This window comes from Micromonospora sp. CB01531, assembly GCF_001905095.1.
GTDB lineage: Bacteria > Actinomycetota > Actinomycetes > Mycobacteriales > Micromonosporaceae > Micromonospora.
In genome coordinates this window covers 78,415-92,764 of sequence record NZ_LWLS01000002.1, presented here as the reverse complement: position 1 = coordinate 92,764, position 14,350 = coordinate 78,415, and the positions used below count along the sequence as shown (strand labels likewise).

8 protein-coding genes are annotated in these 14,350 nt (G+C 66.8%); all 8 read left to right on the top strand.

The window, feature by feature from the left end:
• Positions 1-29 precede the first annotated feature (29 nt).
• The gene (locus tag A6A27_RS02900; protein ID WP_073832787.1) at positions 30-215 is read left to right on the top strand and encodes a hypothetical protein; all 186 of its coding nucleotides are present in this window, start codon (positions 30-32) and stop codon (positions 213-215) included.
• Between the two features lie 336 nt (positions 216-551).
• Entirely contained in the window at positions 552-1,124 is a 573-nt protein-coding gene (locus A6A27_RS02895; RefSeq protein WP_073832899.1) for a type IV toxin-antitoxin system AbiEi family antitoxin domain-containing protein, read from the top strand.
• A gap of 119 nt (positions 1,125-1,243) precedes the next feature.
• Positions 1,244-2,032 (top strand): nucleotidyl transferase AbiEii/AbiGii toxin family protein, encoded by a 789-nt coding sequence (locus A6A27_RS02890; protein ID WP_083672384.1) that lies wholly within the window; start codon positions 1,244-1,246, stop codon positions 2,030-2,032.
• Positions 2,033-2,684: 652 nt separating this feature from the next.
• Complete coding sequence (locus A6A27_RS02885; protein WP_073832785.1) at positions 2,685-4,058, top strand: AlbA family DNA-binding domain-containing protein; 1,374 nt, start codon at positions 2,685-2,687, stop codon at positions 4,056-4,058.
• A 1,076-nt stretch (positions 4,059-5,134) separates the two neighbouring features.
• Positions 5,135-12,481, top strand: a complete 7,347-nt coding sequence (locus A6A27_RS02880; RefSeq protein ID WP_143193835.1) for a LamG-like jellyroll fold domain-containing protein — start codon at positions 5,135-5,137, stop codon at positions 12,479-12,481.
• A 32-nt stretch (positions 12,482-12,513) separates the two neighbouring features.
• Positions 12,514-12,978: a hypothetical protein gene (locus A6A27_RS02875; protein WP_073832783.1), complete on the top strand. Its 465-nt coding sequence runs from the start codon at positions 12,514-12,516 to the stop codon at positions 12,976-12,978.
• A 144-nt stretch (positions 12,979-13,122) separates the two neighbouring features.
• Entirely contained in the window at positions 13,123-13,353 is a 231-nt protein-coding gene (locus A6A27_RS02870; RefSeq protein WP_143193834.1) for a hypothetical protein, read from the top strand.
• On the top strand, positions 13,340-14,011 hold the full coding sequence (locus tag A6A27_RS02865; protein ID WP_073832781.1) for a hypothetical protein: 672 nt from the start codon (positions 13,340-13,342) through the stop codon (positions 14,009-14,011). Before A6A27_RS02870 ends, A6A27_RS02865 begins: the two co-directional genes overlap by 14 nt.
• Positions 14,012-14,350: the final 339 nt, after the last annotated feature.

The following is a 14,350-nucleotide window of genomic DNA, read 5'->3' as shown; positions in this document are numbered from 1 at the left end:
CAACCGGCTGGGCCGGGCGGAAGTAACGAATGGCTGACGGGAACGGTTGGCGGGAGCCGATGGAGGCTGCGGCGTTCATCGCCGCGGCCGGCGCATGGACGGCGAGGCCCGCGATCGCTCACGTGACGGTGGCCTTGGTCGACGTGGCCGTCCCGTCGAGCGTCCTGTATCGCAACGGCGGCGATGGGAGCAATTCGTTCCTATTCCTTCTCTGACTTTCCTCTCCCTTCTCTGACCTGGCCATGATGATGGATCGCGCACGGTAGCCGTACCCATCTAGATAAACGTCCCATCGCAGGGCAAGTCGTACCGCTCCCGTGGACGTGGCTGGTCTGCTACCCAATCTCAGCAGCGCCATGAGCTTCAGGCTGACAGGCATGGCGGGATTGGTTCTACTCCACGTGATCGCCCAAGCGTCGTAGGTGGGCCGCTAGGTCGTGCTGTCCAGCTGCTCGATCGATGCGCAGTAACGTGCCACAGAGGTACGCTTCTGCGCACGAACATGTCGAGGGCTGTGCGCACTAGCGTGCCGGTGAGGTACGCTAGTGCGCATGACTCGCTCGCTGCTGGAAGAACTCGTCGACGTAGCCGTCGATCAGCATGGCTACGTGCGCACGCGAGACGCCACCGCGCGGGGAATCGACGGCGCCAACCTGCGCAAGATGGCCGCCCGGGGGCGCTTGGAGAAAGTTGGCCGAGGGTTGTATCGCGTCCCGTTCCTTCCTCGGGACGAACATGACGAGTACGCCGAAGCGGTCTTGTGGGCCGAGGGGCGCGGGATCATTTCGCATGGCTCTGCACTGGCGCTGCACCAGCTGTGCGACATCAACCCCTCGCGGCTACACCTCACCGTTCCCTCGACGTATACGCCCCGGCGAACCGGTGGCGAGCTGTACCGAGTGTGGCGACGCAGGCTCGATCCGGGCGAGGTAACCACGGTTGACGGGATTCCTGTCGTCACTGCCGAGCGGGCGGTTCGTGACGGCATTGCCTCCGGGATTGATCCCCAGATGCTGACCCAAGCGATCACCACCGCACGCCGGGAAGGACTGCTTACTGCAGCGCAGGCAACGCAGCTTCGACGCCAGTTAACCGCAAAGCTGCACCGCAGGAACGGCCGGTGAAAAGTCACACCCCTGTTGACCGCCCGGTCCCCACAGCTCGCCGTGCCGCATCACCGCCGACCAACCTGCGCTCCCTGCAGGACCGGCTACGCAATATTGCCCGGAGCCAGGGAGCGCTCGTGGGGCGGGTGCAGCGTCAGCTCAGCGCCCTGGTTGTCACCGAAATGCTCTCCCGGGTCGAGCAGCCGATTAGCGGCCCACCACTGCTGGTCAAAGGTGGAACCGCGCTCGAGTTCCGCCTCGGGCTGTCTGCATCGCGCACCTCCAAGGATCTTGACGCTGTCGTGCGTGGCGACCTCGCTGACTTCATGTCCCTCGCGGACGAGGCGGTCAAGATCCCATGGGCCGGCTTCACCGGTCGCGTCACCCGCTATGCCGAGGTAGATATCCCTGGCCTGGCCGTCAAGCCCCGCCGTTTCGAGGTCAAGCTCAGCTTCCGCGGCAAGCCGTTCGCCACCGTCCCCGTCGAAATCAGCGCCGCCGAAGCAGGCGCGGCGGCCGAGTACGACGAAGTCAGTGCGCCGCCGCTTGACGGCCTTGGGTTCGAGCCCGCCGCACCGGTTCCCTGCCTGTCGATCCGCTTCCAGATCGCCCAGAAAATCCACGCCTGCACCGATCCGCTAACCCCCGGTGTGGTGAACACGCGCGCCCGCGACCTGGTGGACCTACTGCTGATAGAACCACTCGTTGCTGATGAGCAACTCTCTGCAGTACGGGAAGCCTGCGAGCAGGTCTTCGCGGCACGCGCACGTCATTCGTGGCCGCCGGTGCTGCAGGTGCCCGCCGTCTGGGTGGACCTATACCCGGCGGCAGCCGAGGGCCTCGAAGACTACGTACCAGCCGATGTGCACCGGGCCGCCGCGGCGGTCCAGCTGCTCATCAACCGCATCGACGCAGCCCAGTCCTGACGACGGCCAACCGGCGGGTGGCCGCTCGCCAGCGGCGTCATTGCGCGCCACCGACCGGGTCAGTTCCCGGGGGCCGACATCAGCTGATGGCCGACCTTGACGACTGGTGCCGGACCCGGAGGCTCGCTGCCCGGCTGATGCGCGCTTGGAGCGTCTTGCCGCAGAGCGCAGCAGCCTGCCGCGGATCGCAGATCATGAGGGTCCTGATGGAATTGAGCCGGCCGTGCCGGGCGCGAGCGGTCTCGACCGGCCTGCCATTCAGCCGAGGTTCCACCTCGGCGCTCCGGCCGGTTCGCGCCCCGCTGGTTCACCTGATCACTGGATATGCAGCGTCCGACACCGACATCGGCCGAGGAACCCAGGGGCGAGATGACGCTGCCGGAGTATCGCGCGGCGGGGGTTCGCGTTTTTCTTCAGCGGCGACCACCGCACCAACGGCGACACAACCAACGTGGTCCGCGCCACCAGACGCGCCAACCGCCGCCCACACGACCTCATCACCGCCGTGACCAGCAGCAACCCCAGAACGCAATGACCTTGGCTGGACGCGGCTCCGACGCCGTGGGCGACGCGGCGTGCGCTCGATCTGAGATTCGCTCTTGTGGACTACCGTCCAGATGCATCACTACACCGGGACAGGAGGATCGGCGGCTTGAGCATTCGGATCCCGGCCATTGAGGCCCGTCTAGGTCAGTCCCTTCAAGATGTAGACGCCCAAGGTGTTCGGAGGCTGCTAGGGCAGGGCGAAAGCGAAGATCTGGACTTTAAGGGCAAGCTCTATGACAACGGCCAAAAGGGCCAGAATGACCTGTCGGTAGATGTGGCCGCCCTAGCCAACCTCCGGGGTGGAGTCATTATGTTGGGGCTGGACGAGCAGAAGAGTGGGACGGCAAAGGTTGCTACCCCGGTTCCGCTGTCTGATCAGGAAGAGTTGCGGATGCGGCAGATCGTTGCATCGAATGTTGTGCCGCTGCCTCGCTGGGAGATCAGGGCGGTGCCAGATCCCTCGTCATCGGGCGGTCATGGATTTTATTTATTGATTGTGGCGCCGAGCGATCAGACGCCCCATGCGGTCAAGCAGAACAATGGCCTGAAGTATCCTGTTCGAGATGGGACAAGCACTCGTTATCTCACAGAACATGAAGTGGCGGATGCGTATAGAAACCGCTTTACTCTTGCACGTGCAAGGATCGACCGCCTCAAAGAGGTGGAGGATCGTGTCGAGTCGAGGTCGCAGAGCGGCTATGTCCCATGGCTGAAGCTGGCCTTGGTTCCTGCGAGTCGATCGTCGCTCCGCATGTCCAATAATGCTGTCAGCATGGTCGGTGGCTGGCTGTCGGAGGTCCTAGAGCGACTGCCTCATGGATCGAACTTCGAAGCCATTCGATGCGACGTGCGAACAGGGCTGCGCTGCTTTGAGCTCAGGAACGCCCTCTTCGATGAAGAGCCAGCGCTCGGAATCAGGAATCCGGAGTGGGCATCCGCTCATCTCGCGTTGGACGGGGCGTCTGGTGTGGGTGTCAATCTCATGCCTGATGTCGATCACCGGGAAACCAAGGTGACGCAAGAGTTCCTTTACGTGCAGGTCTTCTCCGCTCTCCTTATCTCGGTGAGGTATGCAACGGATATCGCGCGAGCTTCCGGGGATGCTCTGCTGCGGTTAAGGCTGCCGTTGCCACCTGGTCATCACGCGCGTAATGCGGTGGATCAGTCCCTCGTCCTGGTTAGCCCAATGTTTGGTACGGACGACATGAGGCGTGTCTCGGGCAGTCGTCCCCTGAATACGCTCACTCTCCGCGAGTTCGTCAGCGAGCAGACGGTGGATCTAGATGTGGCCAGTATGTCAATGGCCGGGCTTGCGACAGCAGTGGTGCGGCCCTACACGGACCTGGTGAATGCGTTTGGTCTGGCTGAGCCGTCGACTATCACGCCCGATGGCCGCCTGAAGTTGGCATTTTGGCACTCGGGATACCAGCAGCACATCCGCCGCTGGGCGGAGCGGTATGACGTCCCAATAGTCTCTTGAGGCCAGCGGTCTGATTCTCCTGCTGCATTTGACGCTGGATGCCGATTCCACAGGGCGCCGCCTGTGGCTCAGCGGCGGACGGCAGTACACCTCTGGCGGCCGGTCATGGTGGCTGGCCGGCAGGGTGGCCCCCACACTGTTGGTGGTCACGGGGTGAGTTACATTGCAAGATCAAAAACCCATCATCGGGTGGCATTGGGCGACAGCCTGCGGCACGGTCGTCCGCCTATTTGCACACCTCACGACACTTTCCGGCATCCGACCGCATTGACCGTGACGAAGGTCACCTTCCTGGCAGTGTGGGGGTCAGGGGTTCGAGTCCCCTCGGCTCCACTTGTGTTTTCGCAGGTAAACCGGCATCAGTCATCGACTGGTGTCGGTTTTTTGTGATCTCTGGTCATATGACCGCCCCACACTGCCCCCCTTGCAACATTGAGGGAAGTGGCGACGGAAACGGGCTCTACCTGCTGATTCGGGCCGCCTGCGTCCTTGGCGTGGCTTGAGGCGAAAATGTGGGGCGCATTTGTGGCATGGGGCGGTGGGGCAGGCTCTGCCGGGGTGAACAGAGCCGTCCGGGCGCGGACCGCCGGTGTTCGACGTGACTGCCGAGAGGCGGTCGGGATGGTTGGCTCAGCGACTTCGGTGATAGCAGGTGCGGTGCGTCGTGTCGCTGTCGGCGTGTCACGCGTTTCGGCATCGTTTGTCCTTACCTGGTCCTCAACGGGAGTTAGGCACCAAGTTGCGTTCCGTGTCCTACGCATGACTGAACGGATAGTCAAGATCTTGATTGTTTGATGCTCGGCCGCCTATGTTCGGCTCGCCTCGACTGGAGGCCCGTACGGGGAGGGCTTGTGCCGATGCATCGCTGGCAGTCTCGTGTGTTCATCACTTTGGCCGGCGGGGCGTTCGCCGGTTGGGTTCGCCGGTTGGCGATCGTGTTGGCGTTGGTGTTGGTGGCGACGTTGTCGGATGTGCCGGCGCGTCCGGCCCGCCCGGCGCAGGCGGCCCCGCCCGTGGCCGCGGCGCCAGCGAAGCCGAGGTGTCCCGATGACCGGGCGGATGAGGTGTCGGCGGCGGTGTCGGCGAAGCTGTGCGGTGCGCGGGTGGAGGTCGCGGGCCGGCGGTCGGAGACGACGCAGGTGTTCGCGAACCCCGACGGCACGGTGACCGAGGAGCGGTCCCTGGCTCCGGTGCGGGTGCGTGACGGCGACCGTTGGGTGCCGGTGGATCTCACCCTGGTGCGTCGGGCGGACGGGTCGGTCGCGCCGAGGGCACACGCCCGGGCGCTGACCTTCTCCGGTGCTGCGTCTGGTGCGGGGGAGCATGAGCTGGTCGCGGTGGGTGAGGGCGACGACCGGTCCGCGTTGGCGTGGGCGGGGCCGTTGCCGGCGCCGGTGCTGGACGGCCGGACGATCACGTACCCGGATGTGCTGCCGGGTGTGGACCTGGTGTTCCATGCGCACGCGACCGGTTTCGAGCAGCATTTCGTGGTGAAGGACCGGGCCGGGTTGGCGCGGGTGCGCAAGCTGAGCCTGTCGATGCGGACCGGCAAGCTGGCCGCGGTCGGTGACGGTATGGGCGGTCTGGTGTTGAAGGACGCCAAGGGCCGGCAGGTGGGGCGGGCGCAGACCCCGCTGATGTGGGACGCCGAGGTGGCGCCGCAGTCTCTGGAGCACGTCAAGCATGGCCGGGTCGGGCTGCGCACCATCGGCAAGGGCGCCGGTCGTACGGTGGTGGAGTTGACGCCGGATGCGGCTTTCCTGGCCCGCGCGGACCTGTCCTTCCCGGTGACGATCGATCCGCCGACCTCGTTGTCGCCGTCGTTCGACGCGTTCGTGCAGACGGACTACTCCAGTGACCAGTCCGGCTCGGTCGACCTGAAGCTGGGGTACTCGGACGATGGTGGTGCGCGGACGGCGCGGTCGTATCTGCGGTTCAACACGACGGGGTTCGCGGGTAGCCGGATCATCACGGCGAAGTTGCGGTTGTGGAACTACCACTCGTGGTCGTGCAGCGCGGCGTCGTGGGAGGCGTGGCGGACTGATTATGTGGATTCGTCGGTGCGGTGGACGAACCAGCCGACGGCGCGGGTGAAGGTGGGCACGTCGACGGAGACGAAGGGTTACAACTCGTCCTGCGCCGACGGTTACGTCTATATCGAGGTCGGCGGGGCGTTGCAGTATGCCGCGGACAACAGTCAGAGCAGCGCGAGTGTGATGCTGCGGGGGACCAGCGAGACGAATCACCTGTCGTGGAAGCGGTTCGACTCGGCCGAGGGCACCCACCCGCCGCTGGTGTCGATCACCTACAACAGTACGCCGGGCACCCCGTCGGCGCTGGCGGTCGCGCCGTGTTACACGTTGTGTGGGGCGGGGGCGCGGACGTCGGCGGTGCGGCCGACGTTGTCGGCGAAGCTGGCGGATGCGGATGCCGGGCAGACGTTGCAGGCCGAGTTCGAGGTGCGGAACAAGGCCACCCAGGCGGCCGTCGCCACGTCGGGGTTGCGGTCGGGTAGTCCGGCGTGGACGAACGGGTCGACCGCCTCCTGGCAGGTGCCGGTCGACCTGGTCAACGACACCGCGTACGAGTGGCGGGTGCGGGCCAAGGACCCGTACGTCTATGGCGCGTGGACCGGGTGGTCGACGTTGACCGTAGACACCGTCAAGCCCGGGGTGCCGTTCGTGTCGGCCACCATCTACCTCAATGACGGGCAGCCGCACGGTGGGGCGGAAGCGCCGGACACGTTCACGTTCACCCCGGCTTCAGGGACGAATGACCTGGCGGCGTTCGTGTACAAGTTCGACTACGAGTCGTCGGCGACGACGGTGGCCGCCACCGGTGCGACGTCGGTGACGTTGCGCCCGCGGGATGGGCATCGCACGTTGACGGTGCAGGCGAAGGACTCCGCCGGGAACCTGTCCAATGCGAACCTGTACGTGTTCGACGCGGGCAACGCGGCGCTGGCGCAGCCGCTGCCCGGGGCGACGATCGTCAAGCGCACCAAGTTGCAGGTCACCACCCCGGTGGCCGGCTACACCCGGGCCTATTTCGAGTATCGGCGGGGTCCGGGTGGGTCGACGCTGGCGGTGCCGTCGGCGAACCTGACTTCGGCGACCGGTGCCCCGATCACCGCCACGGCGGCGAGCCCGGTCAGCCTGTCGTCGTTGGGCGGGTACGCGATCTGGAGCGCCACCGACACCCTCGGCCTGGTCGGCGGTGTGGTCGAGGTGCGGGCGCAGATCTACACCGCCACCGGCGGCACCCCCGCCTACACGACTCCATGGGTGCGGGTGTCGGTCGACTCCAGCGGCGACGGCGCGGCGGGCGACGAGATCGGCCCGGGTTCGGTGAACCTGCTCACCGGCGACTACGCACTGTCGTCGACCGATGCCGACGAGTTGGGTCTGTCGGTGGGCCGGTCGTCGTCGTCCCGCAAGCCCACGGACGGCTACCAGCCGATGGCGCAACTGCTGACCGCGAACCAGCAGCAGGTGTCCACCGACCTGACCGGGTTCACGGTGCCGTCCACCTCGTCGGCCGCGCGGTCGACCGCCCGTGGCCAGGGTGAGGTGACCCCGGTCGCGTCGCTGGAGATCACCCCGGTCACCACCACCAGCAACGACACCTATGTCGCGGTCGGCGGCGACGGCGGCGGGATGCGGCTGGGCATGGCCGCGGGCCGCACATATCGGATGACCGGCTGGATCTACGTGCCGGCCGCCACGGGTCTGGTGCCCGACTACGGCGTGCGTGGTCTGCGGATCGTCGGCTTCTACAAGGTCGGCGCCAACTACACCGAGGTTCCGTCGGCGATGGCGGGCTTCACCGACGGGTGGCAGGAACTGGCGGTCGACATGACCGTCCCGGCGGGGGCGACCGAGGCGTTCTTCCGCCTCTACAACGGCACACAGGGCGGCTCCGGGAAGAAGGTGTACTGGGACAACCTGTCGGTCACCGAGATTCTGGCCCCGTTCGGCACGGCCTGGTCCGGCGGCGCCACCGGCGGCGCGGCCGAGGTCGACTACACCACCGTCACGCTGCCGGAGCCGTCGCTGGCGCAGGTCAACACCATCGGCGGCGGTTGGATCACGTTCGCGAAGAACCCGGACGGGGTCAGCTACACCCCGGAGCCGGGGGCCGAGGGCATGGTGCTGGCCAAGGTCGGCAGTGCGTACCGGCTCACCGAACTCGATGGGACGGTCACCGAGTTCACGGCGCAGAGCGGGATCTGGGCGGCCACGTCGTCGTGGACCCCGGAGTCGGTCAGCACCACCCGGTATCTCTACGACACGGCTGGTAGTCGGCTGCTGTTGAAGAAGGTGATCAACCCGGTCGAGCCGGGGGTCGACGACACGAACAGCTGCACCACCGCGACCCCGGCCCGCGGCTGCGAGGTCCTGGAATACGAGTACGCCACCACCACGAGCCCCGGGTTGAGTCAGAGCGTGTTCGGGGATTACACCGACCGGGTTTCCGGGGTGAAGCTGTGGGCCTGGGACCCGGACGCATCGGCGATGACCGCCGTGCAGACGGCGAAGTACGCCTACGACAACCTGGGCCAGCTCCGCGAGGTGTGGGACCCCCGCGTCACCCCGGCCCTGAAGACGACGTACGAGTACGTCGGGGGCCGGGTTACCAAGGCCAATCCGGCTGGTGAACTGCCCTGGCAGTTCGACTACGGCAACCCGGACGTGGATGCTGCGGCGCTACGGTATGACCTGGACGCCGGTTCCGGCACCACCGTCGTCGACTCCTCGGGCAGTGGCCGCACGGGCACGATGGCCAGCGGGGTCGGCTGGGGTCAGGGCAACGACCCGGACAACCCGGCCGACAAGGCCGCCACGTTCACCGGCGTCTCCGGCCAGCAGATCACCGTCGCCGGGACCGCCCTGTCGAACACCGCCTCCTACACCGTTGCCGCGTGGGTGCGGTTGACCGACAAGTCCGTCAACCGCACCGCGGTGTCCAAGAACGGCTCGTTCACCAGCGGTTTCTTCCTCAACTACGTCCAGGCCACCGACCGGTGGGCGTTCTCCCGGATGGACACAGACAGTTCGACGTCGCTGCCGATCCGCGCCTCGTCCAACACCTCCCCGGTGCTCGGCCGGTGGACCCACCTCGCCGGCGTCTACGACACCGCTACCGGCAAGATGACCCTCTACGTCGACGGCGTCCCGCAGTCGACCACCGCCCCGACCGGCGGCTGGAACGCCACCGGCGGGTACATCGTCGGCCGCGCGCAGTGGAACGGCACCTTCACCAACACCTGGCACGGCGGCATCGACGACGTCCGCATCTACGGCAAGGCCCTCACCGCAGACCAGGTCGTCACCCTCGCCGGAGACGAAAACCCGGGCCGGCTGCTGAAGGTCCGCCGCGCCGCCCTGCAGCAGGGCTCCAAGACCGCCACCGACGGCGAGATCGCCACCAACATCGTCTACAACGTCCCACTCACCCAGGCCGCCGGAGGCCCCTACAACCTCGGCCCGGCCTCCATCGCCACCTGGGGACAGGTCGACCTGCCCACCGACGCCACCGCCGTGTTCGGACCGGAGGACAACCCGGGCCGCAACCGCGCCACCCCCACCTCACCCGGCACCAACGGATACCCGTACGCCACCGTCCACTACCTGAACGCCGGCGGCCAGGAGGTCAACACCGCCACCCCCGGCGGGCACATCGACACCCAAGAATACGACCGGTTCGGCAACGTCGTCCGCACCCTGCAAGCCACCGACCGGGCCCTCGCCCTGGGCACCCTCCCCAACGCCAGCGCCTACCTCGCCGAACTGGGGCTGGCCGGCTCCGACACCGCCAGCCGGGCCCTGGCGCTGTCGACGGTGAACACGTACAGCGCCGACGGCATCGATCTCATCGACAGTCTCGGGCCCACCGTCACCATGGTCCTAGAGAACGACGTCGCCGATCCGGACGGCGCCGGCCCGCTGGAGGCCATCGCGGCCGGTACGACCGTGATAGGCCGGACCCACGTCGTCAACAAGTACGACGAGGGCAAGCCGGACGGCGCGACCTACCACCTGGTCACCACCGAGGCAAAGGGTGCCCAGATCGACGGCTACCCCGACGCGGACGTGCGGGTCAAGAAGTACGAGTACGACCCGCACAACGGCGGGGTCTCCGGCTGGGTGCTGAAGAAGTTCACCAAGATGATCGCCGACGCCGGGCCGGGCGGGACGCAGGTCGCCGCGTACGGGGTGTTCGACGCGGCCGGCAGGTCGTTGAAGTCCTGGGGCTTCGATTCGACCGGGTCGGATGCCCGAGCCAGGGAAACCATCTACTACACGGCCAGCCCGAACGCGCGGGACGCGGCTTGCGGCAGCCGGCCGGAATGGGCGGGCCTGGCATGTGTGGGACGGACCGTCGGCGCGATCACCGGTCACGACCCGTCCCGAATGGCAGGCCAGCTGCCGACCCGGCGGGTGGCGAAGTACAACCAGGCCGGCGGCGTCGAGGAGGTGGTGGAGAGCGCGGCCGGCACGACCCGGACCACCGTTACCACCTATGACAACGCGAACCGGATGGTGTCCACGGCGATCTCCGGCGACGAGGGCGTCGCACTGCCCTCGGTGACGACGGTCTACGACCCGGCGACGGGTGCTATCGCCGAGACGCACATGGCCGGGGCGCAGATCAAGCGGGAGTACGACCTGCTCGGCCGGATGGTGAGGTACACCGACGCCGACGGTGGGGTGACCACCAACGAGTTCGACCGGTACGGCAAGCAGGTTAAGATCAGCGACCCGACCGGCTGGTCCAGCTACGGGTATGACCGGGCGGCGGAGCCGCGCGGGCTGGTGACCAGCGTGACGGACAGTGCCGCCGGCACCTTCTCGGCGAAGTACTCCGCGGATGAGCAACTGGTGGAGCTCAAATACCCCGGTGGTCTCACCCGGACCGATCGGCTCGACGCCAACCAGCAGCCGGTCGAGCGCACCTACACCCGCGATTCCGACGGCGAGGTCGTCTACTCGGAGTCGGTGGTGGAGAACGTCGCCGGTCAGTGGGTGGATCACCAGTACACCGGTGGCAGCAAGTTCTACTCGTACGACCGGCTCGGGCGGCTGACCCGGACCCGGCACGACAGCGCCATGACGGCTGGCTGCGTGACCCGTACCTACGAGTACGACGCTCGCACGAACCGGACGAAGCGTTCGGTGTTCGACCCGGCCGACGACGGCACGTGCGACACGGACGGCGCCGACTCGGTGGAGCAGCATGCGTACGACTCGGCGGACCGTCTTGTCGACGCCGGATACGAGTACGACGCTTTCGGCCGGACCACCGCCCTGCCGGGCGGCCTGAGCAACAACTACTACATCAACGACCTCATCCAGCGTCAGACGCTCGGCGACACGCGCCGGACCTGGACTCTGGACGCGGGGAATCGGCTGCGCGGCTTCACCACCGAGACGCTGGTCGAGGGGACGTGGAGCACCTCCTCGGCAAAGCTGAACCACTACGGCGACGACTCGGACGAGCCCCGGTGGACCGTCGAGGACAGCGCCCTGGGCACCATCACGCGCAACGTGTCGGGTCCGGACGGTGACCTGGTGGCCACCACATCGACCGACAGCGGCGCCCGGCTGCAGTTGACGAATCTGCACGGCGACGTGGCTGCCACCATCGATGTTGCTCTGGCCGAGCCGGAGATGTTCGACTTTGACGAGTTCGGTGTACCGATGGCCGGGCAGGCCAGCCAGCGATATGGCTGGCTTGGCGGCAAGCAGCGCTCGGGTGAGGCGTTCGGCGACCTCATCCTCATGGGCGTCCGCCTCTACAGCCCGGCCCTCGGCCGATTCCTGCAGGTTGATCCGGTCGACGGCGGTAACGCCAACGCATACGACTACTGCTCAGCCGACCCGGTCAACTGTTCTGATCTTGACGGGCGGTTCTGGGGCAAGATCAAAAAGGCGGCCAAGGGTGCCTGGAACTTCGTGAAGGAAAACCCGGCGCTGGTGGCCGCCACGGTCGCCGCGTTCACCCCGCCACCAGTCAACCTCATCGCGGGTGGCCTCGCGATCGGCTTCTCGGCATACTCGGCGTACAAGAATGTGCGTAAGGGCAACTGGGGTGCCGCTGCCCTCGACGTCGTCGGGGCGATTCCGGGGGTCGGCGGAGCAGTCCGGGGCGGGCGCTGGGTGGCGGCGGGCTTCAAGGCGCGCCGGATCAGCAAGGCCATCCCGGCGGCGAAGGGCTTCCGCGGAGCACGGAAGGTTAAGCGGCAGGTCCTCAACCGGATGCACAAGCAAAAGTCCGCGAAGAAGCTGAACGGCAAGAAGATGGACTGGTGGGGCGGCCTGGATCGGAAGACCGCGTTGCCGGCGGCGTGGGCGTACAACCGTTGCGGCAGCGCTAACTGGTGCCGCAACTCGCGTGCGGCCCGTTGGGCGCGGATGTACTAGCAGCCTGTAGCGGCGAAGGAGGGAGGCGGGCCATGGACCTGGTGGTCGTGCCAGCGCGGTGGCTCGCCGAACCCATCGCCCGCGTGTTGGGGGCCGACGGCAGGACGCGACAGGAGCGGCGGGACGAGCTGATGCAGGACCTCACCCTGCCTGGCGACGACATCGACGACCTGGGCCTGCGTCACATCTCCCGGGCGGCGGCGTGGTTCGTGATCCTCGCTGCGGGCTTTTTCCTCTCCATGGCGGTGGCGATCCCGATCTCGCTGTTCATCAAGGAACTGTCCGACCAAGCGTTCTTCGGGGCGGCGCTGTTCAGCTTCTTCCTGTTCTTTATGGCGTGTCTGCACGCCGTCAAGGCGTTGATCGTCCACTACTTGCCAGAGCACTGGTGGAGCCCGCGTAGCCCGGTGTGGCGGGTGGCGATGCTGTCGCAGCTCCCGGATCTTGCGGTCGCCCTGGCGCTCGCGTACTTGGTGGCCGCGTCCGTGATCCGGTGACTGATCCGCGTCGGTTAAGGGTTCGAGTCCCTTCGGGCGCGCTTATCTGACGAGGGGAGATATGGCCATCTTCACTGTCGTCGTGTGATTCACGCCTGTGACACACCTCCTTGGACTCCCGGAGCACCCGTGAGCTGCTGGTTTATGGCGGCGCAGCGGGTTCCTCAGGTAGGCGCGGGCCTGGCGTTGTCCACGGTCAACACGTACAGCGCCGACGGGATCGACATGGTCGACACCCTCGGCCCCACCTCGCTCATGGTCCTGGAAAACGACGTCGCCGACCCCGACGGGGCGGGGCCGTTGGAGGCGATCCCGGTTCGATCACGGGCCATGATTCGGCGCGGATGCCCGGACAGTTGCCGTGCGCAACATTGAGCGGTACAACCGGTGGGAGGATCCGGAGAAGGTCGTCGACCACGTCGAGGGCGCCTACCGGGTCAACACGACCAACTACGATCCGGAGGGCCGGGTCATCTCCACCTGGGTGTCCAACGACCTCGGCGGATCACTCGGGTCGGTGACCACGGTCTACGACACCGCCACGGGCAACGTGGTGCAGACCCTCTTCGACGGCGTCACCATCACCCGCGAGTACGACCTGCTCGGTCGGCTCGCCGCCTACACCGACGCCGACGGCGGGCGGACCGTCAACGAGTTCGACCGGTACGGCAAGCCGTCGAAGGTGTCCGACCCGACCGGCTACTCCACCTTCACCTACGACCGGGCGGCCGAGCCGCGGGGCCTGCTGACCAGCGTCACCGACAGCATCGCGGGCACCTTCAGCGCCAAGTATTCGCCGGATGGGCAGCTGACCGAGCTGAAGTACCCGGGCGGGTTGACCCGCACGGATCGGCTCAACGCGGAAACTGCAACCGGTGGAGCGGACCTACACCCGCGACTCCGACGGGGAGACGATCTACTCCGAGTCGGTGGTGGCGAACACCGCCGGCCAGTGGGTGAACCACTCCTACGCCGGCGACGCGAAGAACTTCGGCTACGACCGGCTCGGCCGCCTGCTGAAGACCCGGCATGACAGCGCCATCACCGGCGGCTGTGTCACCCGCGCCTACAACTACGACGACCGGTCCAACCGCACCCGCAAAGCCACCCATATGCCGGCCGCTGACGGTCGGTGTCAGGAGGACACGGCCGATGCGGAGGACGACCATAGCTACGACACCGCCGACCGCCTCACCGACCCGGGCTACGTGTACGACAAGTTCGGCCGCACCACCGAACTGCCGGGCCGGCTGACCAACACCTACTACGCCAACGACCTGATCAAACAGCAGCAGGTCGGCGACACCCGCCAGACCTGGACCTTGGATCCGGCGTACCGGTTCCGGGCCTTCACCACCGAAACCCTCGTCGA

Excerpts from the sequence above, each read along its gene's own strand:
- A6A27_RS02900 (WP_073832787.1), top strand. The coding sequence starts at position 30 with ATGGCTGACGGGAACGGTTGGCGGGAGCCGATGGAGGCTGCGGCGTTC.
- A6A27_RS02895 (WP_073832899.1), top strand. The coding sequence starts at position 552 with ATGACTCGCTCGCTGCTGGAAGAACTCGTCGACGTAGCCGTCGATCAG.
- A6A27_RS02875 (WP_073832783.1), top strand. The coding sequence starts at position 12,514 with ATGGACCTGGTGGTCGTGCCAGCGCGGTGGCTCGCCGAACCCATCGCC.
- A6A27_RS02870 (WP_143193834.1), top strand. The coding sequence starts at position 13,123 with ATGGCGGCGCAGCGGGTTCCTCAGGTAGGCGCGGGCCTGGCGTTGTCC.